Annotated in this window: 25 protein-coding genes and 1 tRNA gene; 10 read left to right on the plus strand and 16 right to left on the minus strand. The window is 70.6% G+C overall.

What is annotated here, in order from left to right; all coding sequences use genetic code 11:
- Window positions 1-69 precede the first annotated feature (69 nt).
- Window positions 70-1353: a glycoside hydrolase family 18 protein gene (locus HLB44_RS04250; protein ID WP_246312083.1), complete on the minus strand. Its 1284-nt coding sequence runs from the start codon at window positions 1351-1353 to the stop codon at window positions 70-72.
- 72 nt (window positions 1354-1425) lie between these two features.
- Window positions 1426-1701 (minus strand): hypothetical protein, encoded by a 276-nt coding sequence (locus HLB44_RS04255; RefSeq protein ID WP_173120887.1) that lies wholly within the window; start codon window positions 1699-1701, stop codon window positions 1426-1428.
- A 61-nt stretch (window positions 1702-1762) separates the two neighbouring features.
- Here HLB44_RS04255 and HLB44_RS04260 point away from each other — a divergent pair, with 61 nt between their 5' ends.
- The 6 genes from HLB44_RS04260 (at window position 1763) to HLB44_RS04285 (ending at window position 5990) form a co-directional block, all read left to right on the plus strand.
- Window positions 1763-2734: a DUF72 domain-containing protein gene (locus HLB44_RS04260; RefSeq protein ID WP_173120889.1), complete on the plus strand. Its 972-nt coding sequence runs from the start codon at window positions 1763-1765 to the stop codon at window positions 2732-2734.
- Window positions 2735-2833: 99 nt separating this feature from the next.
- Window positions 2834-3115: a hypothetical protein gene (locus tag HLB44_RS04265; protein WP_173120891.1), complete on the plus strand. Its 282-nt coding sequence runs from the start codon at window positions 2834-2836 to the stop codon at window positions 3113-3115.
- Between the two features lie 316 nt (window positions 3116-3431).
- Window positions 3432-4340 (plus strand): response regulator, encoded by a 909-nt coding sequence (locus tag HLB44_RS04270; protein ID WP_173120893.1) that lies wholly within the window; start codon window positions 3432-3434, stop codon window positions 4338-4340.
- A gap of 24 nt (window positions 4341-4364) precedes the next feature.
- Window positions 4365-4850 carry a GNAT family N-acetyltransferase gene (locus HLB44_RS04275; RefSeq protein WP_173120895.1) on the plus strand — a complete coding sequence of 162 codons (486 nt, stop codon included), beginning with the start codon at window positions 4365-4367 and terminating at the stop codon, window positions 4848-4850.
- Window positions 4851-5103: 253 nt separating this feature from the next.
- Window positions 5104-5547, plus strand: coding sequence for an ABC transporter substrate binding protein (locus HLB44_RS04280; protein ID WP_173120897.1), 444 nt, complete (start codon window positions 5104-5106; stop codon window positions 5545-5547).
- A 143-nt stretch (window positions 5548-5690) separates the two neighbouring features.
- Complete coding sequence (locus HLB44_RS04285) at window positions 5691-5990, plus strand: antibiotic biosynthesis monooxygenase family protein (RefSeq protein ID WP_173120899.1); 300 nt, start codon at window positions 5691-5693, stop codon at window positions 5988-5990.
- Between the two features lie 107 nt (window positions 5991-6097).
- Here the strand turns inward: HLB44_RS04285 and HLB44_RS04290 are convergent.
- The 5 genes from HLB44_RS04290 to rsmB all read right to left on the minus strand — a co-directional run bounded on the left by HLB44_RS04290 (window position 6098) and on the right by rsmB (window position 11294).
- Window positions 6098-6173 (minus strand) — tRNA-Phe (locus HLB44_RS04290).
- Window positions 6174-6203: 30 nt separating this feature from the next.
- Window positions 6204-6905, minus strand: coding sequence for a response regulator (locus HLB44_RS04295; RefSeq protein WP_173120901.1), 702 nt, complete (start codon window positions 6903-6905; stop codon window positions 6204-6206).
- 33 nt (window positions 6906-6938) lie between these two features.
- Complete coding sequence (locus tag HLB44_RS04300; RefSeq protein WP_173120903.1) at window positions 6939-9299, minus strand: sensor histidine kinase; 2361 nt, start codon at window positions 9297-9299, stop codon at window positions 6939-6941.
- A gap of 19 nt (window positions 9300-9318) precedes the next feature.
- On the minus strand, window positions 9319-9897 hold the full coding sequence (locus tag HLB44_RS04305; protein WP_173120905.1) for a DUF4390 domain-containing protein: 579 nt from the start codon (window positions 9895-9897) through the stop codon (window positions 9319-9321).
- Window positions 9898-9911: 14 nt separating this feature from the next.
- Window positions 9912-11294, minus strand: coding sequence for a 16S rRNA (cytosine(967)-C(5))-methyltransferase RsmB (gene rsmB / locus HLB44_RS04310; RefSeq protein WP_173120907.1), 1383 nt, complete (start codon window positions 11292-11294; stop codon window positions 9912-9914).
- A 57-nt stretch (window positions 11295-11351) separates the two neighbouring features.
- On the opposite strand from rsmB, the gene folE reads away from it, so the two are divergent.
- Both folE and HLB44_RS04320 read left to right on the plus strand, forming a co-directional pair.
- Entirely contained in the window at window positions 11352-12077 is a 726-nt protein-coding gene (folE, locus tag HLB44_RS04315) for a GTP cyclohydrolase I (RefSeq protein WP_173120909.1), read from the plus strand.
- Between the two features lie 37 nt (window positions 12078-12114).
- Window positions 12115-12534, plus strand: coding sequence for a BLUF domain-containing protein (locus HLB44_RS04320; RefSeq protein WP_173120911.1), 420 nt, complete (start codon window positions 12115-12117; stop codon window positions 12532-12534).
- 7 nt (window positions 12535-12541) lie between these two features.
- Here HLB44_RS04320 and HLB44_RS04325 read toward each other — a convergent pair whose 3' ends face one another.
- From HLB44_RS04325 to HLB44_RS04355, 7 genes are all read right to left on the minus strand, one after another.
- Window positions 12542-13849 (minus strand): NAD(P)/FAD-dependent oxidoreductase, encoded by a 1308-nt coding sequence (locus HLB44_RS04325; protein ID WP_173120913.1) that lies wholly within the window; start codon window positions 13847-13849, stop codon window positions 12542-12544.
- A gap of 13 nt (window positions 13850-13862) precedes the next feature.
- A complete protein-coding gene (locus HLB44_RS04330; protein ID WP_173120915.1) occupies window positions 13863-14183 on the minus strand; it encodes a c-type cytochrome in 321 nt (106 codons plus the stop codon).
- Window positions 14184-14222: 39 nt separating this feature from the next.
- Window positions 14223-14768, minus strand: coding sequence for a LemA family protein (locus HLB44_RS04335; RefSeq protein WP_173120917.1), 546 nt, complete (start codon window positions 14766-14768; stop codon window positions 14223-14225).
- Complete coding sequence (gene queC, locus HLB44_RS04340) at window positions 14765-15487, minus strand: 7-cyano-7-deazaguanine synthase QueC (protein WP_173121334.1); 723 nt, start codon at window positions 15485-15487, stop codon at window positions 14765-14767. The genes HLB44_RS04335 and queC overlap by 4 nt, the downstream gene beginning before the upstream one ends.
- A complete protein-coding gene (locus HLB44_RS04345; RefSeq protein WP_425500764.1) occupies window positions 15487-16740 on the minus strand; it encodes a glutamate-5-semialdehyde dehydrogenase in 1254 nt (417 codons plus the stop codon). Before HLB44_RS04345 ends, queC begins: the two co-directional genes overlap by 1 nt.
- 147 nt (window positions 16741-16887) lie before the next feature.
- A complete protein-coding gene (locus tag HLB44_RS04350; protein ID WP_173120921.1) occupies window positions 16888-17757 on the minus strand; it encodes a GNAT family N-acetyltransferase in 870 nt (289 codons plus the stop codon).
- A complete protein-coding gene (locus HLB44_RS04355; RefSeq protein WP_173120923.1) occupies window positions 17754-18767 on the minus strand; it encodes an AEC family transporter in 1014 nt (337 codons plus the stop codon). The genes HLB44_RS04350 and HLB44_RS04355 overlap by 4 nt, the downstream gene beginning before the upstream one ends.
- A 78-nt stretch (window positions 18768-18845) precedes the next feature.
- On the opposite strand from HLB44_RS04355, the gene HLB44_RS04360 reads away from it, so the two are divergent.
- Window positions 18846-19532, plus strand: coding sequence for a type IV pili methyl-accepting chemotaxis transducer N-terminal domain-containing protein (locus HLB44_RS04360; protein WP_173120926.1), 687 nt, complete (start codon window positions 18846-18848; stop codon window positions 19530-19532).
- Here HLB44_RS04360 and HLB44_RS04365 read toward each other — a convergent pair.
- Both HLB44_RS04365 and HLB44_RS04370 read right to left on the minus strand, forming a co-directional pair.
- Window positions 19529-19828, minus strand: a complete 300-nt coding sequence (locus HLB44_RS04365; protein WP_173120928.1) for a DUF167 family protein — start codon at window positions 19826-19828, stop codon at window positions 19529-19531. The genes HLB44_RS04360 and HLB44_RS04365 overlap by 4 nt on opposite strands.
- A complete protein-coding gene (locus HLB44_RS04370; protein WP_173120930.1) occupies window positions 19825-22413 on the minus strand; it encodes a DNA topoisomerase III in 2589 nt (862 codons plus the stop codon). The genes HLB44_RS04365 and HLB44_RS04370 overlap by 4 nt, the downstream gene beginning before the upstream one ends.
- Window positions 22414-22522: 109 nt before the next feature.
- Between HLB44_RS04370 and HLB44_RS04375 the strand changes: the two genes are divergently transcribed.
- Complete coding sequence (locus HLB44_RS04375; protein WP_173120932.1) at window positions 22523-23068, plus strand: SET domain-containing protein; 546 nt, start codon at window positions 22523-22525, stop codon at window positions 23066-23068.
- Window positions 23069-23081 lie beyond the last annotated feature (13 nt).

Here is a 23081-nt window from a genome sequence, read left to right on the forward strand (position 1 = left end):
GCGGGTCGAGGCGAATGCGGCAAGGGCCGTGCCCGCCGCAGGTCAGCGCGGCTCTCCGGATGCCGCGCTTCAGCGCGGCCGCTTCCCCATGCCGCGATTCATCGCGTCGAGCAGATCGCCGTTGTCCTGCGACAGCTCCCAGGCGAACACGCCGGCCAGGCCCTCGCGGCGCGCATAGATGCCCTTGGCCAGCACCGCGCGCGGATCGTCGTAGCCGAGGTAGCGCTTCGTCGACGGGCTCCACAGCCCGTAGCCCAGCGTCAGCGGATCGAGCATCACGCGGAAGCCGCCCTTGCCGCGGCCTTGCGCGTCGAGGTAGAGCGCGGCGATCTCGCGGTACGTCAGGCTGCCGTCGCCGGGCGGGAAGGGCCCGCTCTTCGGCGCGCCGCTGAACTGGCCGCCGCGCAGCGGCTGCACGCCCTCGAAGCCACGGCCGTACATCGCGACGCCGGCGACCAGCTTGGCCTTCGGCACGCCGGCCTCGCCCATCGCCTGCACCGCGCCGGCCAGGCTGTCGTTGGCGCCGGGGCGGCTGTCGCGCAGTGCCGCATGGTGGCCGGCGGCGGCCGACCAGCTGCCGTAGTGGTCGTAGGTCATCATGAAGATCAGGTCCAGCGCCGGCGCCGCGGCGCGAAAGTTGACCTTCTTGACGATTGCATCGGTGGTGTTGACCGCGCTGGTCACCAGGTAGCGGCGCTGAGTCTGGCTGCCCAGTGCGTCGAGCGCGCGCCGCAGGTCGTGCATCAGCGCGGCGTACCCCTCACCGTCCTCGGGTGCACCGAGCGCGACGCCGTTGGCCGAGCCGTTGCTCGTCGGATGCTCCCAGTCGATGTCGATGCCGTCGAAGGCCGGATGCGCGCGCAGGAAGTCGGCCGCCGAAGCGACGAACACCGCACGCCGCGCCGGCTCGTTGACGAAGTGGAAGAACGGGTCCGAGCCGCCCCAGCCGCCGACCGAGGCCAGCACCTTCAGCGCCGGCTCGCGCTGCTTGAGCTTCGTGAACGCGGCATCGAAGGTCTTCTCGGTGTCCGAGCTCGCGAGCTGGAAGGCCTGGCGCTGCGCGCACGCGGCCTCGTCCTTCGGCAGCTGGCCCGGGCCGCAGATGCGCAGGAAGGCGTACAGCGCATGCGTCACGCTGCCTGGCGGCAGCCGTTCCATCAGCGCCGGCGGCTCCCAGTTCGGGATGTAGACGCCGACGACGCGGCCCGGATCGGGCACGAAGGCGCGCCAGCCGGCACCGAAGGTCGGATGGGGCGCGGCGCGCGCGGCCGGCCCGGCCGCGAAGGCGGTACCGGCGAAAGCGCAGGTGGCCAGCAGCGCCAGCGTGGCAGCGGCGCGCAGCGTTCGAAACATCGTCAAGTCTTGGCTCCCGCGGCACCCTCCCGGCACCGCGGCGGCGATTGTCGGCCCTGCGCGGGGAGGCTTTCAGCGCCCCAGGAAGCGGCCGAGCGCCGGCCACCACGCGGCCAGCCCGCCGAGCGCCGCCAGCGCCAGCGACGCGGCGACGATCAGCACCACCGCACCGCGCGACAGGCCCTGCTGCGCCGAGCGCCGGCGCCGGCGGTGATCGAGCCGGCTCGGCTCGGCGAAGGTCGATTGCGTGCTGTGCCGCCAATCGGATTCGTGCGAGCTCTTGAACTCCGAGCGCCGATCCCCGGCGGGCTCGTTTTCCCAGCTGTAGACGCCTTTCCTGCCGTTCATTTCCCCGCTATCGGCAGATCGCCGCGCGGCTTGAGCGACGTGCGCGACTAGGATTGCGCGGATGGCCAGCCCGCAAGCGGAACTCTTCGCGCCCGAGACGCCGCCGGGTCTCGGCCCGCGCGGCAACATCTTCGTCGGCACCTGCAGCTGGACCGATGTGTCGCTGATCAAGTCGGGCGGCTTCTACCCGCGCGGCTGCAGCTCGGCCGAAGCGCGGTTGCGCTACTACGCCTCGTGCTTCCCGGTGGTCGAGGTCGACAGCAGCTACTTCGCGATGCCGGTGCCGGAGAACGCGGCGCTGTGGGTCGAGCGCACGCCGGCCGCCTTCCAGTTCAACATCAAGGCCTTCCGCGTCCTGACCGGCCACCAGACACCGCCGAGCGCCTTCCCGCCCGACCTGCAGCCGCTGCTGCCCCCGCTGAAGGCACGGCAGAAAAACCACTACTACGACGACCTGAGCGCCGAGCTGCGCGACGAGCTGTGGCGCCGCTTCGCCGAGGCGATCGCGCCGCTGCGCCACTCGGCCAAGCTGCGCGCGGTGCACTTCCAGTTCGCGCCCTGGGTCGCCGCGAGCGCCGACTGGATCGCGCACGTCGAGCAGTGCGTGCAGCGTTTGGCCGGCCACCGGCTGGCGGTCGAATTCCGCAACCAGACCTGGTTCGCGCCCGAGCGCGCCGAGCGCACGCTTGCCTGGCAGCGCGAGCTCGGCGTGGCGCACGTGGTCGTCGACGAGCCGCAGGGCGTCGGCAACTATGCGCAAGGCGTGTGGGCGGTGACCGACCCGGCGCTGGCCGTCGTGCGCCTGCACGGCCGCAACGAAGCCACCTGGAACGCCAAGGGCCTGACGGCCTCGTCCGAGCGCTTCAACTACGAATACCGCGACGAGGAATTGCGCGACATCGCCGAACGCTCGGCACGCCTGGCCGAAGAGGTCTTCGCGCTGCAGGTGCTGGTCAACGTCAACTACGAAGACCAGGGCGTGCGGGCCGCGCGGCAGCTGCAGGCGCTGCTGCAAACGCTGCCATCGGCCTGAGCCCGGCCGCTCGGCCGGCGGCACGGCGATTGCCCATCCGGGCTCAAGCGACTGGAATTCCTGACGCGTCGTTGGGTGCCCGTCGGTAGTGAGGCACTCATGGTCAAGCTGCTCGCAGCATTGCCGCTGCTCGTGTCCTTCGGGAGCCATGCCGCGATCGTCGGCGTGGCCGAGATGCAGGACGGGGCATCCATCCTGTTCCAGGACGACCGCGGCCCGTGCGTCGGCGCGGCGCGCCTGGCGTCCTTCGTCAAGCCGGCGGCGGCCGGCACGATCCCCGGCTGCTGGGTCGCGCGCGGCCACCACATCGCGGTGGTGTTCTTCGATGGGGATGTCGGCGCGGTTCCGGTCGCGGCGCTGAAGCCGCCGAAGAACGCTTGAGATTCCACTGCCTTCACGCGCCAAGCGGCCCCACGGCAGGACACCAGAACTCCCCACGGCCAGGGACTGCTCCCAAGGCCGCGGACAGCCGAAATCAACGCATCCGCGTTTCTCGGCAGCCCGCTCCTTTCGCCATGCAGCAGCCCTCGCCTCCCGCCCCGCCCGACCCGTTCGAGCCCGTTTGCCTCGCCCAGCAACCGGACCTCGAAGGCACGGCCCCGGTACCCGCGCTCGAAGTCGACGACTTCGGCTACTTCATGCGCCGGCCGCAGGCCCCGCTGCCGCTGCCTCCGACGACACCGAAAGGGACTCGGCCATGAACGGCGCCCTGGTCCACGCGCAGCGCGCCCGGCTGGCAGCGCATTTCAGCGGCCTGAATGCCTCGGCCTTCGTCATCGCGCTGCAGCCCGACGGCACGGTGCTGCGCGCGAACGAGGCGGCGCTCGAACTGGTCGGCGCGGCACCTGACGAGGTGACCGGTCGGCCGCTGGCGACCACCGCTTGGGGCCGCCACCTGCCGCCCGGCAGCGCAGCGCTGCAAGGCGCGATCGAACGCGGCCGGCGCGGGGAAGCGGGCACGCTGACCTTGCCGATCAAGACCGCGCAGGCGCAACGCATCAGCGTCGATTTCACGCTGCAACCGGTGCCCGGCGACGGCGGCGAGCCGGCCTTGCTGATGCTGAGCGGCCGCGACGTGCCGGAGCGCCACCGCGCCCCGCCGGCGCGCGACCATGGCGCGCTGCTCGAAGCGCAGCCACCGGCGCGCCTGCCGCACGTGCTCGTCGTCGACGACGACGAAGCGCTGGCGCAGTGCCTCGGCCGCAAGCTGCAGCGCCACTTCGGCGAAGCGCTCACCGTGGAGGTCTGCGCCGATGCGCAGGCCGCGCTGGCGCGCCTGCACACGCGCGCCTTCGACATCGTCGTCAGCGACCTGGACATGCCGGCGCTGGACGGCATCACGCTACTCGGCCACGCCCGCGCGCTGCAGCCGAACGCGCTGCGCATCCTGCTGCTCGGCGCGTCGGACATGACCCGCGTGCTCGAAGCCGAACACCAAGTCGACGTGTTTCGCCACCTGTCGAAGCCGTGGTCGACGAAGCAGTTCCAGGCGCACTTCCAGGCGGCGCTGCAGCAGCTGGCGCAGTGCCGCGACGCCGCCGTGCTGCCCGCGCGCGCCGGCCGGCCCGCGCCGCAGCCGCTCATGGACGCTCCGATCGCCGCCTAGATCGGATCGCGCCATACTCGGGCGATGGACTCGCCCCTGCAGATCAGCCCGCCGCCGCAACTGCGCACGCCCGAGCCGGCGGACTACGACGCCATCGCGCTGTGGCTGCCAGACGCGCAGACGACGCTGCGCTGGGCCGGGCCGCTGGTGCGCTGGCCGTTCACCGGCTCGACGCTGCCGGCACAGCTGGCGGCCCCCCGCTCGACCAGCCGCGTGCTCGGCGCGGGCGACGACCCGCCGATGGGCTTCGGCCAGTACTGGCCGCGCGACGACGGCGCCGTGCACCTGGGCCGGCTGCTGGTCGCGCCCGGCCTGCGCGGCCGCGGCTTCGGCCGGCTGCTGCTGGACCTGCTGATCGCCGAAGCCCGGACGGTCCACGGCCCGGCACCGATCACGCTGCGCGTCTACCGCGACAACAGCGGCGCGATGGCCCTCTACACCCAGCGCGGCTTCGTCGCGGTGGCCGAGCTCGGCGACCCGGACGTGGAGTTCATGCGGCTGGCTTCGTAGACACGTGGCGCAGCAGGGCGCAAGCGCCGGACTCTCCGGGCTTTCGGATCTTTGGTGGCCTGCGCGCTTGTAGCAACAGTCGCAACGGGACAGACAGCCTGCGCTCGCGGGGCTACGCCGACGTCATGATCGAGAACCGGTACGCCATGAACGACGAGTCGATCCTGTCGGAACTCACGGCGGAACTCGGGAATTGGTGCCCCATGCCCGCCGCGTCGTCACGGTCGAGACCAGTCCCGACCCAGGCTGGCTCATGGACGGCGACCTGTCGATGGCTGCCAAAGGACGACAGTTCGAGTACGCGAACATCGGGACAGACATCGACCGGTGGGATGCCGCGTACGCGTCGCTGGCCAGGAAGCCGGCTACCGTGCTCGTGCCCGGGATCAGTCGCTTCATGGTTCAGCACGGGCCGCTCATGGCTTCACTCGAGCGCCGGCACCGGCTGCCCACCATCTATGCCTATGGCAGCTGCGTCAGCGCGGGTGGCCTGTGTTCCTATGGCGCTTCCCAGCTTCACATTCACGATCGATTGGCTCATCTTCTTGCCCGGATCTTCGAGGGAGCGCGGCCCGACAGCCTTCCGATCGAGCAACCGAGCAAGTTCGAACTGGTGCTCAATCTGAAGACAGCGAGCGCCATCGGCGTGACGGTGCCTCAGGCGCTGCGCTTGCGGGCTGACCAGGTGATCCAGTAGCCGGTGCTGAACGCAGCAAGGTGGGCAGCCGGTCCTCGCGGTCGCAACCGGGGCGCGTCATGCAGCGGCCCGGTGTAAGGCGCTAAGGCGGCGCAGCGACTACGCGGTAGGCGGCTGTATCCGGTCGCCCGCAAGGAGTCCCCATGACCGCGTTCAACATCGTTCGCTTCCGCGTCAAGCCCGGCCGCGAGCAGGCCTTCATCGATGCCCACAGGAACATGGATCCGGTGATGCCCGGCTTCCTGCGCGGCGCGCTCGTGCGCACCGGCGAGCGCACCTTCTGCATGGTCGGCGAGTGGGAGTCGTTCGACCGCATCGTCGCGGCACGGTCGACCATGATCGGCCTCCTCGACGACTTCCGCGAGGACCTGGAAGACCTGGGCAGCGGCCTCGGCGTGACCGACCCCGTCTCGGGCGAGGCGGTGGTCGAGATGAAACCCTGACCGGAAGCTCTCAGGCCCTTGCGGGCATGAAAAAAGCCCTAGAGCGTTGATTCTCTAGGGCTTTCTTGCTGTCTCCGGACGTCTTCGGACCGTCGCGGACATGTATTTGGTGGCCTGGGGCGGAATCGAACCACCGACACGCGGATTTTCAATCCGCTGCTCTACCAACTGAGCTACCAGGCCAAGCCGAGCCGGCGATTATAGCCACACGTTCTACAGCACCCCGCCGCGCTTGTTGCGGCTCAGGTCGACGCCGAGCTGCTTGAGCTTGCGGTACAGGTGCGTGCGTTCCAGGCCGGTCTTCTCGGCGACGCGCGTCATCGAGCCGTTCTCCTTGGCCAGGTGGAACTCGAAATAACTCTTCTCGAACGCGTCGCGCGCCTCGCGCAGCGGGCGGTCGAGGTCGAACACCTGCTCGGGCTGCGGGCCCAGCGGCACGCTCGGCGTGCTGGGCAGGCCGGGCGGCACCAGGCCGTTGAGGTCGCCCGCGCCGAGCGCCGCCTCGGGGCGGTAGGCGCCCGGCGGCAGCAGCGCGGCGTTGGGCCGCGGCGTCGGCTTGACCAGCGCCTGCTCGACCGCGCGCAGCAGCTTCTGCAGCGTGATCGGCTTTTCGAGGAACGCGGTGGCGCCGTACTTGGTGGCCTCGACGGCGGTGTCGATGGTGCCGTGGCCGCTCATCATGATCACCGGCATGCTCAGCATGCCGGCGGCGCCCCACTCCTTCAGCAGGCTGATGCCGTCGACATCGGGCATCCAGATGTCCAGCAGCACGAGGTCCGGGCGCAGGCGCTCGCGCACCGCACGGGCTTCGGCGGCGTTCTCGGCCAGCTCGACCGTGTGCCCTTCGTCGGACAGGATTTCCGAGAGCAGGCCACGAATGCCCAGCTCATCGTCCACTACAAGAATCGTTGCCATGCGAGTGCGAAGCGCCCTGGATGCGGTGCCGGTTCAAGGCCAGCGGCCGGCGCCCGGTGTGTTTTCAGAGGCCAGGCCAGGGGGCGGCGTGACCGATGGGGGTGCGGAAGGCGCGGGGGCAAAGCGGGAAAATGATAGCGAAACTTGCGCACCGCTGACCGGACCCTCGTCCGCGGTGCCCGCGGCCGCGCCCGCGGGCACACCGGACAAGGTGGCTTCCGCTGCTGCATCCCCTGCAGCATGCAGGTTCGCGATGCGCACCCGCGCGCCATGTTCGTCGGCGATCTTCTTGACCACCGCGAGCCCGAGCCCGGTGCCGCGACTCTTGGTCGTGACATAGGGTTCGAAGGCGCGCTTCAACACCTTGTCGGCGAAGCCGGCGCCGTTGTCGGAGACCTTCAGCCGCACCGCGCGCGGCACGCCCTGCTCGGTGCGCGCCACTTCGGTGGCGACCGTGACATGCCCGTCGGCCCGCTCGGCGACCGCATCGAGCGCGTTCTGCACCAGGTTGTGGATGACCTGCCGCAGCTGCGTCGGATCGCCCATGATCGGCGGCAGCGGCGTGCCCAGCCGGGTGTCGAGCCGGCCCTGCTCGTGCGTCGACGCATACAGGGCCATCACCTCGCCGACCAGCGCATTCAGGTCCAGCGGCTGCAGCTCGGCCGCCGGCAGGCGCGCGTAGTCGCGGAATTCGTTGACCAGCTGCTTCATCGATTGCACCTGCGCGACGATGGTCGCCACCGAGCGCTGCAGCATCGACTGGTCGGCGCCTTCGAGCTTGGCCTCGAGCTTGTGCTGGATGCGCTCGGCCGACAGCTGGATCGGCGTCAGCGGGTTCTTGATCTCGTGCGCCAGCCGCCGCGCGACCTCGGCCCAGGCCACCGAGCGCTGGCCCGAGACGACCTCGGTGATGTCGTCGAAGACCAGCAGCCGGGCAGCGGCGGGCAGCGTGGCGCCGCGCAGCAGCAGGTTGACGGTCTCCTGCTCGCCGACCTTCAGCTCGAAGGCGTCCTGCCAGTGGTCGCGCTCGCCGGCCTCGGGGCTCTGCTGGTGCAGGTCGCTGCGCTGGCGCACGGCCTGCGCGAATTCGGCCAGGCCCGGCACCTCGTCGAGCGCGCGGCCGCGGTAGGCTGACAGCGGCTGGCGCAGGATGCGCGTCGCGCCCGGGTTCACGGTGTCGATCAGGCCGCGCTTGTCGAACACGATCACGCCGGCGGTCAGGCTGTCGAGGATGGTCTGCAGGCGCGTGCGCGCGCCCTCGAGCTGCGCGACGCCGCGCTGCACCTGCACGCGCGCCTCGGCGAGCTGCTCGGTCATCTGCGCGAAGCTGCGCGTCAGGCCGCCGAGCTCGTCGCGCGAGGCGAACACCGGCTTGGCGGTCAGGTCGCCGTCGGCCACCTGGCGCACGCCGTCGGCCAGCAGCAGCAGGGGCCGCGCGATCTGGTTGCCGAGCATCACCGCCAGCAGCAGCGCGCCGAACACCGACAGCACCAGCGACAGCGTCAGCGTGCCGATGTACATGCGGCTCAGGCCGTCGCGGGCGATGCCGCGCTGCTGGTACTCGCGGTAAGCGGCCTGCACCGCCAGGGCGTGGGCGACCAGCTGCTGCGGCACCGGCTGCACCACCATCAGGATGCGGTCCTCGCCGCCGGCGAGGCTGATGTCGTTGCTCGGCACCAGCGCGATCGCGCGCACCCGCGCCTCGGGTGGCCGGCCGCCGGGCTGCGGCTCGTCGTCCAGGCCTTCGACGTGGCTCGCGCTGCGCGCCGCGCGGGCCTGGCGCAGCAGCGTGGTCGACGGGCGCTCCGGCACGATGGCCGAGGCGCTGCCGCCGGCGCTGGCGATCACCTGGCCGCCGGCGCCGAACAGCACCGCATCGCGTGCGCCCAGCTGCTCACGCACGCGCTCGAGCGCCAGCGGCCCGACCGGGCTGCGGCTGTCCGACAGCCGCTCGGCGGCGGTGCGCGTCTTCACGGCCAGCTCCGTGGCCATCGCATCGAGCGTGCCGCGGCCGAGCGCCAGGCCGGCATCGAGCGCTCCGGCCACCTGCACGTCGAACCAGCTGTCGATGCTGCGGGCGACGAACTGGTAGCTCACGGTGTAGATCAGCAGCCCCGGCAGCACGCCGACGAGCGCGAAGATGCCGGCCAGCTTGGCCAGCAGCCGGCTGCCGAACTTGCGCTGGCGCAGCCGCACGACCAAGCGCACGGCCGCCAGCCCGATCGCCAGCAGCAGCAGCCCGCCGACACCGACGTTGACCCAGAACAGCCAGACGAAATGGCGCTCGATCGCCCGGCCCGCGGTGCCCAGCGACAGCAGGTAGATCAGCAGCAGCGACAGGCCGAGCACCGCGATCAGCGACACCAGCAGCGCCCAGCGCGCGGACTTGGTCATGGGTGCCTGCGCGACGTCATCACTCGACTCGGATCCAGCGCTCGATGCCGAGCTTCCAGTCGTCGCCGAGGTCGAGCTGCATCGGCCGCGGCAGCTGGCTGTTGTCGAGCTGGAAGCTGAACTCGACGTAGTAACGCTCGCCGGAGTCGAGTTTTTCGGCCTCGAGGAGCCGCCAGCCGGCGACCCGCGACATCGGCGCGAGCGCCTCGGACAGCGTCGGAAAGCTTTGCGCCAGGCCGCCGAGGCTGACGCGCCAGCTCGCCGTCAACGGCTGGTACGACAGCCGCCAGGTGCGCGCAACGCGGGCGAGCCGCTCGTCGCGCCAGTACCAGCGGCTGCGCAACACGGTGGCATGAGCGGTGAAGTACATGGGCACGCCGCGCTGCAGCGCATCCTCGATGGCACGCGAGAGGGTCAGCCGGGCCGAGTATTCCAGCGCCAAGGCACCGTCGGCACGGTTGACCTGCAGGCTGGTGAGCTCGACACCCTGGGCACGGGCAAGCGGCGCGCCGGCCCCCATCACGATGGTCAGCACGGCCCACAACACCAGCCTGGTCAGGATGCGCGGCAGCAGTGCTTGGACTTGTGTGCGGCGCATCGAAGGCGCAAGTTCTATGGTTTGTGGATCAGCGCGTAGAAGAAGCCGTCACCGCTTGTTTCAGAGGCGAATCCGGGCCGTGGGGCATTGTCCGGCAGCCCCGGCAGATGACCGGGTGAGGCGGGGTCGAGCCAGGGTTTGTCGGCCGCGTGGCGTTGCAAAAAAGCGTCGATCTGCTGCTGGCCCTCGAGCCGGAACACCGAACACGTGGCGTACAGCAGCCGGCCACCCGGTGCCAGCAGCGGCCACAGCGCATCGAGCAGCTCGGCCTGGATGCGCGACAGCGCGACGACGTCATCGGGCCGGCGCAGCCAGCGTACGTCGGGATGGCGGCGCACGATGCCCGACGCGGTGCACGGCGCATCGAGCAGGATCGCGTCGAAGGGCCGGCCGTCCCACCAGCGCGCCGGCTCGCGCGCATCGGCCACCTGCAAGTGCGCCTTCAGCTGCAGCCGGTTCAGCGTCTCCTGCACGCGGGTCAGCCGCAGCGGGTCGCTGTCGAGCGCCAGCAGGTCGACGTCGGCCAGCTCGAGCAGCTGCGCGGTCTTGCCGCCGGGCGCGGCGCAGGCGTCGAGCACGCGGGCGCGAGCAGTCACTGGGACACCTTCGGGCTGCGCCCTCAGGTATTCGCCCTTGGGGCGGCCCGGCGGGCTCAGCCGATCGGCGCCGGCACCCAGCAGCAGCGGGCCGGCGCGCTGCGCCGACAGGTCCTGCACCGAGACCTCGCCCTCGGCGAAGCCGGGCAGCTCGGTCACCGGCAGCGGCTTGTCGAGCAGCACCGCCTGCTCGCCGATCGCCTGCGCGCCGCGGCCCTGGGCGGCCAGGCGCTGCACATAGGCCGCGGCCGTGCCGCGCCGCGCGTTGACGCGCAGCACCATCGGCGGATGTTTGTTCGCCGCGCCCAGCAGCGCCTGCCAGTGCTGCGGCCAGTCCTGCTTGATGCGCTCGATCCACCACAGCGGATGGTTGAACGCGGCGATCGGCTGCGGCTGCACCGCGGCCACCAGCGCGTCGCGCTCGCGCACGAAACGGCGCAGCACCGCATTGACGAAGTTCGCCGCCGCCGGCGTGCGCTGGCGCGCCGCGCCGACCGCCTGGTCGACCAGCGTGTGCTCGGCATACGGCGGCTCGCTGCCCGGCCACAGCAGCGCGATCGCCGAGCACAGCAGCGCATCGACGTTGGCCGGCGGGGCCTTCGGCGCCATCAGCGCGCGCACCGCCTGCGCACCACCCCACCAGCGCAGCACGTGGAAGGACAGCGCCTGCGTGCCGGGCTTCAACTCGACCGGGCAGCGCGCCAGCACCTCGGTCAACGAGCGGCCGCTGCGCACCGCGGCCACCGCGTCGGCGGTCTGGTCGAGCAAGCGCGCGAGCGGGGGCGAGGGGGCGGTGGCCATCGCGAGCAGTCTAGCGGCGCACAATGGACCCCTTCGAACGTTCGCACCCCATTGCCCATGTCGACCTCCGACACCCTGCCGATCTTTCGCAACGAGGAGGAGCTGGCGCGGCTGCCGGCCTCCGAGCGCATCCGCTACCGGCTGATCGGCGCCGACTGCCGCTACCACGCCAACGACAACATCGCCGAGCACATTCGCCCGGGCGAGCTCGACGAGCTCAAGCGCGAGGTCGAGCTCAAGATGCAGGGCGTGCTGCAGGCGCTGGTGATCGACACCGACAGCGACCACAACACCAACGAGACGGCCAAGCGCGTCGCCAAGATGTTCATCGACGAGGTGTTTCGCGGCCGCTACGTGCCCAGCCCCTCGGTCACCGAGTTCCCGAACTTCTCGCGCCTGAACGAGCTGATGATCGTCGGGCCGATCACCGTGCGCAGCGCCTGCTCGCACCACCTGTGCCCGATCCTCGGCAAGGTGTGGATCGGCCTGCTGCCCAACGAACACTCGAACCTGATCGGGCTGTCGAAGTACGTGCGCCTGGCCGACTGGGTGATGACACGGCCGCAGATCCAGGAAGAGGCGGTGGTGATGCTGGCCGACGCGCTGCAGGAGCGCGTCAAGCCCGACGGGCTGGCGATCGTGATGGAGGCCGACCACTTCTGCATGCACTGGCGCGGCGTCAAGGACGACGACTCGTCGATGACCAACAGCGTGATGCGCGGCTCGTTCCTGAAGGACCCCAACCTGCGCCGCGAATTCCTGGCCCTGCTGTCGAAGAAATGAGCCGCCCCGCTCGCCGGGGAGAAAGAGACCGATCGTGATGCTGGTACGACTGATGTACGCGAGCCGCGCGGTGCCGACGCTCGACCAGGACGAGCTGCACAACATCCTGCGCCAGAGCAAGCACAACAATCCGCAGCACGGCATCACCGGGCTGCTGTGCTACTCCAGCGGCATCTTCATCCAGGCGCTCGAAGGCGGGCGATCGGCGGTGAGCCGGCTCTACGGCCGCATCGCCGCCGACCCGCGCCACGGCGAGCTGATCCTGCTGAACTACGAGGAGATCGGCGAGCGCCGCTTCGCCGGCTGGGCGATGGGCCAGGTCAACATGGGCCGGCTCAATCCGGCCTTGCTGCTGAAGTACTCGGCCACCGCGACGCTCGATCCGTACAGCGTCTCGGGCAAGGCCTCGATGGCGCTGTTCGACGAGCTCGTGGCGACCGCTTCGGTGATGTGCTGACGTCGGCCTAAGACAACATGTCGGCCCAGATCGTGCGGGCCCAGTTCCAGCCGTATTCCCCTTCGAGCTCGGTCGGCCCGGTCGACACGCCGCCCGAGCCGGCCACCGTCTTGAAGGTCTTCTCCGCCGCCACGTACTCGTGCACGCTGGCGACGTGGATCACGCGCTTGGCGTCGACGAAGCTGTAGCAGGTGTTGGTCAGCATCGGCGCCGGGTTGATCTCCCAGCCGGCGAGTTGCGCAACGATCGCCGCGGCGGCGACCTTGGCATGGTTGTTCGCCATGTGGCCGCTCTTGGGCATCGCCGGCGCGATCTGGATCGAATCGCCGAGCACGTGGATGTCGGGCGCCACGGTCGATGCGAAGGTCTGGTAGTTCACGCCGCACCAGCGCTGGTTCATGTTCGCCAGCCCCGCCTGCACCGCGATCGCGCCGGCGCGCATCGGCGGCAGCACGTTCAGCACGTCGGCCTTGACGTCTTCCTGGACCTCGAACTTGACGGTGTTGCTGCGCGCATCGACCGACGCCGCCTTGTGCTGGCCGCGGAACTCGACCATGCCGGGGTAACTCTCGGCCCACACCTTCTTGAACAGCGGACCCTTGGACGTGACGTCCGGGTTCGCATCGAGGATCAGCACCTTCGACTTCGGCTTGGCGGCCTTGAAGTAGGCCGCGACCTGGCAGGCGCGTTCGTAGGGTCCGGGCGGGCAGCGGTACGGCGCCTCCGGCACGACGATCGCATAGACGCCGCCGTCGGGCATCGCCTCGAGCTGGCGGCGCAGCGCCGCGGTCTCAGGCCCGGCCTTCCAGGCCTGCAGGATGCGGCCCTCGGTGTGCGCGGCGCGCAGCCCGGCGATGCTGTCGAACATCAGGTCGACACCCGGCGACAGCACCAGCTTGTCCCAGGCGATGGTCGGGCCCGAGGCCAAGGTCGCGGTCTTCTTCGCGGCGTCGATCGAGGCCACCGTGTCCTTGACGATGCGCACGCCGTGGCGCGCGGCCAAGGTGTCGTAGGGCGTCGTGATGTCGGTGAGCGTCTTGCTGCCGCCGAGCACCAGGTTGCTGACCGGGCAGCTGACGAAGGCGTCGTTCGGCTCGACCAGCACGACGTCGAGCTTGCCGCCGGAGAACAGGCGCAGGTACTTCGCCGCCGTCGCGCCGCCGTAGCCGCCGCCGACCACGAGCACGCGCGTGCGCTCGGGAATCGCGGGGGTGGCGCAGCCGGCGAACAGCGCGCTGCCGCCGATCGCCGCGGCCGACATGCCGCGCAGCCAGTCGCGCCGCCCGGCGGACGTCACATCGAATCGCTGGTTCATGCTCGCCTCCCGCTCAACGCTTCTGGGCCGCGAAGTACGCGGCCAGCTGCTCGATCTGCGCCTCGGAGTAACCCTTGGCGATCTGGTGCATCACGGTCGCGTTGCGGCCGCTGCCGCGGAACTCCTTCATCTGGGTGACGAAGTACGCGGGCTGCAGGCCGGCCAGGCCGGGCACGACGCTCTTGTCGACCGCCGCGCCTGCCGTGCCGTGGCAGTTGGCGCAGGTGGCCGCCAGGGCCGCGATGCGCAGTTGCTGGACATCGTCGGCGGCCTGCGCGGCCGCGCCGGGCAGCGCCACGGCCAACGCCGGAACCAGGGTTCGAAGCAGCTTCATTCGTCGGACTCCTCCAGACAAGCTGGCGACGAGTGTCGCTCAGAAACTGCCGGCGCGGCGGAAGCGGAACAGCCGCTTCAGCAGCCGCGTCGGGAACTGTTCGATCGCCGCGTTGTAGGCCGCGGCGGCATCGTTGAACATCTGGCGCGCGAACTGCCAGCGCGGTGCCAGCTCCTGCAGCACCTGCTGCGGACGGGCGACGGCTTCTTCGTGGCGCCAGTCGGCATGCTGCTCGATCAGCGCCGACAGGCGCACCAGCGCCGGCGCCAGCGCGGCCTCGGCGCGCGCCAGCGCGGCCGGGCCGTCTTCGTCGGTCGGCCGCGGCCGCATCGCCTCGGCCGCCTGCGCCAACTGCGCGTGCGCGGCGGCCACCGCGTCGAGCGCCGCCTGCTCGGCCGCCAGCCGCGGCTCGACCGCCGCACGCAGCGCCGCCAGCGCCTGCAGACGCGCCTGCAGCACGCCGTCGACCTGGCTCCACGCGCTGATGATCGCCGTGCGCAGCGCGACGACCCGGTTGTGCGCGCCCAGCATCCAGAAGAACGAGAGCCCGAGCAGGACCCAACCCCACCACGGCACGAGACTCACGGTTCGACACTCCTGCGCCACGCGGTGTAGCCATCGGCGCGCAAGCGGCAGGCCGGGCAGCTGCCGCAGCCATGGCCCCAGGCGTGGCGCTTGCCGCGCATGCCGAGGTAGCAGGTGTGGGTGTGGTTGATGACGATCTCGGTCAGCACCGCGCCGCCGAGTGCCTCGGCCAGCGCCCAGGTCTGCGCCTTGTCCAGCCACATCAGCGGCGTCTCGATCGTCATCGGCATGGCCAGCCCGAGCGACAGCGCCAGCTGCGTCGCCTTGATCGTGTTGTCGCGGCAGTCGGGGTAACCGGAGTAGTCGGTCTCGCACATGCCGCCGACCAGCACCGACGCGCCGCGCCGGTAGGCCAGCGCGGCGCTGAAGGTCAGGAACAGCAGGTTGCGCCCGGGCACGAAGGTGTTCGGCAGCCCGTTGGCCTGCAGCTCGATCGCGCGCTGGTCGGTCAGCGCGGTGTCCGAGATCTGCCCGAGCAGCGCCAGGTTCAGCAGGTGGTCGTCGCCGAGCCGCTCGGCCCAATGCGGAAAGGACGCGGCCATCTCGGCGCGCACGCGGCTGCGGCACTTGAGCTCGATGCGGTGGCGCTGGCCGTAGTCGAAGCCGACGGTCTCGACGCGGGCGTAATGCTCGAGCGCCCAGGCCAGGCAGGCGGTGGAGTCCTGCCCGCCGGAAAACAGCACGATCGCGGTGCGCGCATCGCGCGCCGCCGCCTGCATCAAGTGCGCACCTCGCCCTGGCCGAGCACGATCCACTTCATCGACGTCAGCCCCTCGAGCCCGACCGGGCCGCGGGCGTGGAACTTGTCGGTGCTGATGCCGATCTCGGCGCCGAGGCCGTATTCGAAACCGTCGGCGAAGCGCGTGCTGGCGTTGACCATCACGCTGGCCGAATCGACCTCGCGCAGGAAGCGCATCGCTGATGCGTGGTTCGTCGTCAGGATCGCATCGGTGTGGTGCGAGCCGTGGCGGTTGACATGCGCGATCGCTTCGTCGAGCGAATCGATCACCTTGATGCTGATGATCGGCGCCAGGTACTCGGTCGCCCAGTCGGCCTCGGTGGCGTCCACCAGCCGTGCGCCCGGCACGCCGGCGAGCAGTGCCTTGCTGTCGGGGCAGCAGCGCATCTCGACGCCCTTGGCGGCGAAGCACTCGCCGATGCGCGGCAGGAAGGCAGCGGCCTGCGCCCGGTGCACCAGCAGCGATTCGGCGGCATTGCAAGGGCTGTACTTCTGCGTCTTGGCGTTGTCGGTGACCGTGAGCGCGAGCGCCAGGTCGACCTCGGCGTCGACGTAAACGTGGCAGTTGCCGTCAAGGTGCTTGATCACCGGCACGCGCGCCTCGGCGGCGATGCGCTCGATCAGGCCCTTGCCGCCGCGCGGAATGATCACGTCGACGTACTCGGGCATTGCGATCAGCCGGCCGACGGCCGCGCGGTCGGTGGTCTCGACCAGCTGCACGCCTTCGGCCGGCAGCCCGGCGTCGAGCAGCGCGGCCTGCACCAGCTGCCACAGCGCCAGGTTGCTCTGCAGCGCCTCCGAGCCGCCGCGCAGCACGCAGGCGTTGCCGCTCTTGATCGCCAGCGACGCGGCCTCGATCGTCACGTTCGGCCGGCTCTCGTAGATCATGCCGAAGACGCCGAGCGGCACGCGCATCTGGCCGACGCTGATGCCCGAGGGCCGGCGCTTGACGCCCGTGATCTCGCCGATCGGATCGGGCATCGCGGCGATCTGCTCGCAACCCTCGGCGACCGTCTCGATGGCCGCCGGCGTGAGCTTCAGGCGGTCGACCATCGGCTCGGCGAGGCCGGCGGCGCGCGCCGCGGCCAGGTCCAGCGCATTGGCGGCTTGCAGCGCTTCCACCGCTTCGCGCAGCCGGCGCGCCAGCGCCCGCAGCGCGGCGTTCTTCGCCGCGGTCGGCGCCGCGGCCATGCGCGTTGCCGCCGCGCGGGCAGCCGTGCCCACGTGGGCCATGTATGCGGGGATGTCGTTCGATGTCATGTCAGCCCCTCGTCCGATGAGTACATCGGCCGATCCCCCGAGGGGATGCGGGCCGGCTTGGGAGCGGCCCGGCGCTCGGCCCGCGAATGCGACGGTGTCTCATGGGCGGATTTTCCCAGATCACCCCGCAGCGCGCGCCGCCGACAAGGATCGCCTCAGCAGCAGCTGGTGCAAGGGCTCGACCTGCCAGCCCTCGGCGGCCAGCGCATCGCCGCCGCGGTCAGGCCGCAGCAGCTGCGGCATGCGCAGCGTGGCCTGCGGGTAGTGCGCGGCCAGCGCTCGGGCGAGCTGCCGGGCGCCGTGCTGGCGCGCGTCGGCATCGACCAGGCACAACACGCCGATGCGCAGCGGGTCGGCATCGCTGAAGACCAGCTGCGCACCGGCGCAGCGCCAGGCCTTCAGCGGCACGCGCAGCGCGGCGATCGAGGCCGCCGTCTGCTGGAACGGCAGGCCCTCGACGCCGCAGTGTTCGAGCCAGGCGACCGCGTCGGCCTGGCCGCCGCTCTCGTCGATGCGGTCCTCGACCGGCACCAGGGCCCCCCCCGACGCGCGCGCGTAGCCGTGCAGCTCCGCGACCTGCTCGAAGCCGCGCGAGTGGTACAGCGCCAGCGCCCGCGCATTGCGCGCAAAGACTTCGAGCTCGATCGAGCGGTCGCCCCGCGCCTGCGCCTCGGCGAGCACCCGGTCGAGCAGCCGCGGTGCATGGCCTGCGCCGCGGGCCTCGGGCCGCGCGCCCATCGTCGCCAGCCGGCTGCGGCCCGGTGCGATGTGCGGCGCGACGAGCGCGAAGGCCAGCACCTGACCGCCCTCGACGATCACGCGGCTGGCCGCCAGCTGCGCGCCCTGGCGCGCCAGCAGCAGTGGCCAGGCCTCGGCGCTGACGGCCATCGGGCCGATCAGGTAGTCGCCGAAGGCGGCGTTGAAGGCCTCGCGCAGGGCATCGGCCTCCACCGCGTCGGCGGCCAGCACGGCAGGAGTGGGGAACATCATGCAATCGCTCCGAGCACCGCCAGCCACAGCGGCGCCGTCAACACGAAACCGAGGGTCGAGACGACGATCGTCGTCGTCGCCTCGGCTTCCTGCACCCGGTAGCGCTGGGCGAACATCAGCGCATTGCTGCCCGTGGGCAGTGCGGCCATCAGCACGACGACCTGCAGCGGCAGCCCCGTCAGGCCGAAGCCCCAGTAGGCGGCCGCCAGCACCAGCGCCGGCAGCGCGATGAGCTTCAGCAGGCTGATGACCAGCGCGCCGCGCAAGCCGCCGCCCGTGCCGGAGTAGGCCAGCGACAGGCCGATCAGCACCAGGCACATCGGCGGTACGGCCGTGCCCAGCAGCGCCAGCGTCTCGTCGAGCGGGCCGGGCAGCGGCCAGCCGGTGACGTTCCACAGCATGCCGGCGAGCACCGGCAGCACGACCGGGTGGATGATCGTATTGCGCACCGTAACGCGCAAGGTACGCAGCAGGCCGGCGGTGGCCTCGTGGCGGGCGCGGGCGCGCGCCAGGTCGAGCTCGACCAGCACGGTCAGCACCGACAGCAGGATCAGCGCATGCAGGCTGATCAGCGCGATGTGGATGCCCAGGCCCTTCTCGCCGAACAGCCCCGCGACCAGCGGCACGCCGACCTGCAGCGAGTTGCCGAAGGTCGCCGCGATCGCCCGCGCCGACGGCGCGGCGGCGGCGCGCTCGTGCGCTTCGAGGTCGCCGCCGGCGGTCGGCGCGCGGCCGCGCCAGCGCTGCACCGCGTAGACCACCAGCAGCATCGCCACCACCGGCACGAAGAACGCCACCACCGAGCCCCAGGGCATGGTCGACGGATCGAGCCGCGCGGTGGTGCGGAACAGCAGCGCCGGCACGAAGATGTAGAAGGCCGCGTTCGACAGCGTGCGCGCCGGGTCGCTGCCGGGGCTGCCCTGGCCGAGCCAGCGCATGCGCCCGGCGATCCAGCCGAGCGCGACGGTGACGAAGATCGCCAGCAGCTTGTGAAAGACGAGCATCGACATGGGCTGCGCATGATGCCTGCAAACGGCGGGCACGATGCTTGCGTACGGCCTGCCCCGAGAACCACTCGGGAGCCGATGATGGCCAGCCTGGCAATGAACACGGTGCTGCGCGCGGTCGCGCCGGCGAAGGTCGACGAGCCGCCTGCGATCGGCGCCGAGCTGTGGTCGGCGCTGATCAACCTGGCCGGCCGCCAGCGCATGCTGTCGCAGCGCATCGTGCTGATGGCGCTGCTGGCCGACCGCGGCGACGGCTCGGCGCGCGCCGCGGCGCTGGATGCGCTACGCCAGTTCAGTGCCGCGCACACCCGGCTGGTCCGGGGCGGCGATGGCCTGCCGCCGCCGCCCGCGCTGCTGCGCCAGGCGCTCGCCGGTCCGGCGGGCGAGGCCGGCGGCGCCAGCGCCGAAGCCGCGGTGCGCGATTTCGCCGCGCTGGCCGAACAGGCACTGCGCACCGATGTGGCGCTGGCACGCCCCGCGTTGAGCCAGCTCGTCGAACGCGCGACGCCGGTGCTGGCGCTGCTGAACCGGCTGACGCAGCTCTACGAGACGCTGGCGCGTGATGCCGCGGCGCGTGCGCAGCAGCGCCAGGCCGGGCTGATCGGCCGCATCGAGCGCATCGCCGGCGAGGCGCGTTTCGTCGCGCTGAACGCGCGCATCGTCGCCGCGCGCGCCGGCAGCGCCGGGCGCGAATTCGGCGTCGTCGCGACGCGGCTGGTCGAGGTCAGCGCGGAGATCGAGGGCCTGAGCCGGGAGGCGATGCGCTAACGCTTCAACTGCGCGTCCACCCACGCAGTCACGGTCGCCGACGGCAGCTCGATCAGCACCTGCTTGCGCCGCGCCGCCTGACCGCGCAGCAGGCTCAGCGCCCGCTTCGGGCAGCCGAGCTCGCCGGCCAGCCAATCGATCAGCCGCGCATTGGCCTTGCCGTCGACGGGCGGCGCCGCCAGGCGCACGCGCAAGGCACCGTCATGCGTGCCATCGACCTCGGTTCGCTTGGCGTTCGGCACCACGCTCACGTCGAGCACGCAGCTCAAGTCGCCGCGCGCCACGACAACACTCACTTCACCTCCACCGCCTTCTTCGCGGCGGCCGTCTTCTTCGCCGCCGGCGCCTTCGCGCCGCGCGGTTCGAATTCGAAGCCGACCTTGCCCTCCTTCGCATCCCAGACCAGGAAGGCCTTGAACTTGCGCCGCGTGCGGTTCGAGACGAAACCATCGAGCAGGTCGGTGCGGCCGCTGGCCAGCAGCTTGGTCACCTGCTCGTGCGGGATCGGCTGCGTCAGGATCACCTTGCCGGTCTTGAAGTCGCAGGTCACGTGCGCGCCGACGGCATGCTCGCAGACGTAGTTCGTGCCGTACTCGTGCACGTGGCCCTTGCACTTCGGGCAGGCGCCCAGCGAGGGCTGGCCGCTGAAGTCGACCGGCTCGCCGTCACCCTCGGCATTCTTCTGGTCCTCGCCGAAGTCGAACTCCAGCTTCCAGTTGCTGATCTCCTCGTCGTAGACGAGCTTCAACTCGGCGGTGAAGGGCCAGCCGGCCTTCGAGCGGAAGCCTTCGAGCGGGCCGATCTTCTTGTCGCGCAGGAAAGTCTCGACCTCGTGCAGCTCGAAGCTGCGCGCGCCGGGGATCTTGGTGATCGAGAAGCCGCAGCCTTCCGATGCGCCGTCGGCGCCGGTGCAGGTGAAGCGGCGGTAGTTCTCCTTGACGATGCCGCTGCATTGCGGGCAGCGCGTCGACAAGGTGGCGTAGTCGCCGGGGATCGTGTCGCGGTCGTATTCCTTGGCCTTGCGCACGATGCGCTCGGCCATCTTGGCGATCTCCTTCATGAAGGTCTCGCGCGCCAGCCGGCCATGCTCCATCTCGGCGAGCTGGTATTCCCAGTTGCCGGTCAGCTCGGGCTTGGTCAGGTCCTCGACGTCCAGGCCGCGCAGCAGCGTCATCAGCTGGAAGGCCTTGGCGGTGGCGATCAGGTCGCGGCCTTCGCGCAGCATGTACTTCTCGAGGATCAGGCCTTCGATGATCGCCGCGCGCGTCGCCGGCGTGCCCAGGCCCTTCTCGTGCATCGCGGCGCGCAGCTCGTCGTCGTCGATCAGCTTGCCGGCGCCTTCCATCGCCGACAGCAGCGTGCCTTCGTTGTAGCGCGCCGGCGGCTTGGTCTTCAGCGCATTGACGCTGACGTGCTCGTTGGCCACCTGCTCGTTCGGCTGCACCGGCACCAGGTTGGCGTCCTCGTCCTGCGCTTCCTTGCCGTAGACCGCGAGCCAGCCCGGGTTCACCAGCACCTTGCCGTTGGTCTGGAACTGGTGCTCGGCGACCTGGGTGATGCGCGTGGTGACCATGAATTCGGCCGGCGGGTAGAACACCGCCAGGAAGCGCTTGACGACCATGTCGTAGAGCTTGGCCTCGGCCTCGGTCAGGCTCTTCGGCGGCTGCAAGGTCGGGATGATCGCGAAGTGGTCCGAGACCTTGGTGTTGTCGAAGACGCGCTTGATCGGCTTGACGTAGCCGTCCTTCAGGCCCTTCTTCGCGTGCGGCGCCAGCTCGCGCAAGGGGCCCGGCAGGTCCTCGCTGGCGATCATCTCGAAGGTCTGCTTGACGACGCCGACGTAGTCCTCGGGCAGTGCGCGCGAGTCGGTCCGCGGGTAGGTCAGCACCTTGTGCTTCTCGTACAGCGCCTGCGCGATCGACAGCGTGGTCTTGGCCGAGAAGCCGAAGCGGCCGTTGGCCTCGCGCTGCAGCGTCGTCAGGTCATAGAGCAGCGGGCTCGACTGGTTGCTGGGCTTCGACTCCTCGCTGACGGTGCCGGGTTTGCCGAGCACCGCGTGGCGAATAGCGTTGGCCTCGGCCTCGGTCCACAGGCGGTCGGCGCGCGCATCAGGGTCGTCGTTCTTCTTGAACTTCGGATCGAACCACTTGCCTTCGTAGCCGCCGGCGGCGGCCTCGAAGCCGGCCTTGATTTCCCAGTAGTCGCGCGCGACGTGCTTGCGGATCTTCTCCTCGCGCTCGACGACGATCGACAGCGTGGGCGTCTGCACGCGGCCGACGGTGGTCAGGAAGAAGCCGCCGTCGCGCGAGTTGAAGGCCGTCATCGCGCGCGTGCCGTTGATGCCGACCAGCCAGTCGGCCTCCGAGCGGCTGCGCGCCGCATCGGCCAGGCCGAGCATCTGCTGGTCGCTGCGCAGCTGCTCGAAGCCGTCGCGGATCGCCTGCGGCGTCATGCTCTGCAGCCACAGCCGCCGGACCGGCTTGTTCAGCGGCGCCTTGCCGCCGTCGGCGTACTGCACGATCAGACGGAAGATCAGCTCGCCCTCGCGGCCCGCGTCGCAGGCGTTGACGAGCGCGGTGACGTCCTTGCGCTTGACCAGCTTGACCACCGCGTTGAGCCGCGTCTTGGCCTTGTCGATCGGCGCCAGGTCGAAGTGCGGCGGCACCACCGGCAGGTGGGCGAAGCTCCACTTGCCGCGCTTGACGTCGTATTCCTCGGGCGCCTTGATCTCGACCAGGTGGCCGACGGCGCTGGTGACGACGTGGGTCTCGTTCTCGAAGTGCTCGGCGTGTTTTTCGAACTTGCCGGTCACCGGCGTCAGCGCGCGCACGATGTCCTGCGCCACGCTCGGCTTCTCGGCAATGATGAGTGTCTTGCTCATGGAGTGCAGTCGGGGTTCCTGAAGAAGGCGGTCTGCCTACAATCCGTTTCTTTCGCGCGCGCACGCGGCACACGTGTACACGCGCGCGCCCATGAATTCACTTTACCGAATGAAGCCGACCACGCAAGCCGACGCCCCCACGACCCGCGGCGGAAAGAGAAACGGCACGGCCGCCGCCGAGCCCACGACACCGGCCGCCGGCCGGCGCATCCAGATCCGCAAGAGCGGGGTGCACGGCAAGGGGGTCTTCGCGCGGCGCCCGATCAAGAAGGGCGAGACGGTGATCGAGTACACGGGCGAGATCATCACCTGGCCGGAGGCGCTGCGCCGCCATCCGCACGACCCGAGCGATCCGAACCACACCTTCTACTTCCACATCGACGAAGGCCGCGTGATCGATGCGAAATTCGGCGGCAACGCGGCGCGCTGGATCAACCATGCCTGCGCGCCGAATTGCGAAGCCGACGACGACGGCGAGCGCGTCTTCATCAAGGCGCTGCGCAATATCAAGCCGGGCGAGGAGCTGTTCTACGACTACGGCCTGGTGATCGACGAGCGCTACACGCCGGCGCTGAAGCGCCAGTTCGCCTGCCGTTGCGGCAGTGCCGCCTGCCGTGGCACGATGCTGGCGCCGAAGCGCCAGAGGCTCGGCTGACCCGACTGAACGA

The organism is Pseudaquabacterium terrae (assembly GCF_013266755.1).
Classification (GTDB): domain Bacteria; phylum Pseudomonadota; class Gammaproteobacteria; order Burkholderiales; family Burkholderiaceae_C; genus Pseudaquabacterium; species Pseudaquabacterium terrae.

Bases quoted from the DNA above. Each gene is read 5' to 3' on its own strand.
- HLB44_RS04250 (WP_246312083.1), bottom strand. From the start codon at position 1,353: ATGTTTCGAACGCTGCGCGCCGCTGCCACGCTGGCGCTGCTGGCCACC.
- HLB44_RS04255 (WP_173120887.1), bottom strand. From the start codon at position 1,701: ATGAACGGCAGGAAAGGCGTCTACAGCTGGGAAAACGAGCCCGCCGGG.
- HLB44_RS04260 (WP_173120889.1), top strand. From the start codon at position 1,763: ATGGCCAGCCCGCAAGCGGAACTCTTCGCGCCCGAGACGCCGCCGGGT.
- HLB44_RS04265 (WP_173120891.1), top strand. From the start codon at position 2,834: ATGGTCAAGCTGCTCGCAGCATTGCCGCTGCTCGTGTCCTTCGGGAGC.
- HLB44_RS04270 (WP_173120893.1), top strand. From the start codon at position 3,432: ATGAACGGCGCCCTGGTCCACGCGCAGCGCGCCCGGCTGGCAGCGCAT.
- HLB44_RS04275 (WP_173120895.1), top strand. From the start codon at position 4,365: ATGGACTCGCCCCTGCAGATCAGCCCGCCGCCGCAACTGCGCACGCCC.
- HLB44_RS04280 (WP_173120897.1), top strand. From the start codon at position 5,104: ATGGACGGCGACCTGTCGATGGCTGCCAAAGGACGACAGTTCGAGTAC.
- HLB44_RS04285 (WP_173120899.1), top strand. From the start codon at position 5,691: ATGACCGCGTTCAACATCGTTCGCTTCCGCGTCAAGCCCGGCCGCGAG.
- HLB44_RS04295 (WP_173120901.1), bottom strand. From the start codon at position 6,905: ATGGCAACGATTCTTGTAGTGGACGATGAGCTGGGCATTCGTGGCCTG.
- HLB44_RS04300 (WP_173120903.1), bottom strand. From the start codon at position 9,299: ATGACCAAGTCCGCGCGCTGGGCGCTGCTGGTGTCGCTGATCGCGGTG.
- HLB44_RS04305 (WP_173120905.1), bottom strand. From the start codon at position 9,897: ATGCGCCGCACACAAGTCCAAGCACTGCTGCCGCGCATCCTGACCAGG.
- rsmB (WP_173120907.1), bottom strand. From the start codon at position 11,294: ATGGCCACCGCCCCCTCGCCCCCGCTCGCGCGCTTGCTCGACCAGACC.
- folE (WP_173120909.1), top strand. From the start codon at position 11,352: ATGTCGACCTCCGACACCCTGCCGATCTTTCGCAACGAGGAGGAGCTG.
- HLB44_RS04320 (WP_173120911.1), top strand. From the start codon at position 12,115: ATGCTGGTACGACTGATGTACGCGAGCCGCGCGGTGCCGACGCTCGAC.
- HLB44_RS04325 (WP_173120913.1), bottom strand. From the start codon at position 13,849: ATGAACCAGCGATTCGATGTGACGTCCGCCGGGCGGCGCGACTGGCTG.
- HLB44_RS04330 (WP_173120915.1), bottom strand. From the start codon at position 14,183: ATGAAGCTGCTTCGAACCCTGGTTCCGGCGTTGGCCGTGGCGCTGCCC.
- queC (WP_173121334.1), bottom strand. From the start codon at position 15,487: ATGCAGGCGGCGGCGCGCGATGCGCGCACCGCGATCGTGCTGTTTTCC.
- HLB44_RS04345 (WP_425500764.1), bottom strand. From the start codon at position 16,740: ATGGCCCACGTGGGCACGGCTGCCCGCGCGGCGGCAACGCGCATGGCC.
- HLB44_RS04350 (WP_173120921.1), bottom strand. From the start codon at position 17,757: ATGATGTTCCCCACTCCTGCCGTGCTGGCCGCCGACGCGGTGGAGGCC.
- HLB44_RS04355 (WP_173120923.1), bottom strand. From the start codon at position 18,767: ATGTCGATGCTCGTCTTTCACAAGCTGCTGGCGATCTTCGTCACCGTC.
- HLB44_RS04360 (WP_173120926.1), top strand. From the start codon at position 18,846: ATGGCCAGCCTGGCAATGAACACGGTGCTGCGCGCGGTCGCGCCGGCG.
- HLB44_RS04370 (WP_173120930.1), bottom strand. From the start codon at position 22,413: ATGAGCAAGACACTCATCATTGCCGAGAAGCCGAGCGTGGCGCAGGAC.
- HLB44_RS04375 (WP_173120932.1), top strand. From the start codon at position 22,523: ATGAAGCCGACCACGCAAGCCGACGCCCCCACGACCCGCGGCGGAAAG.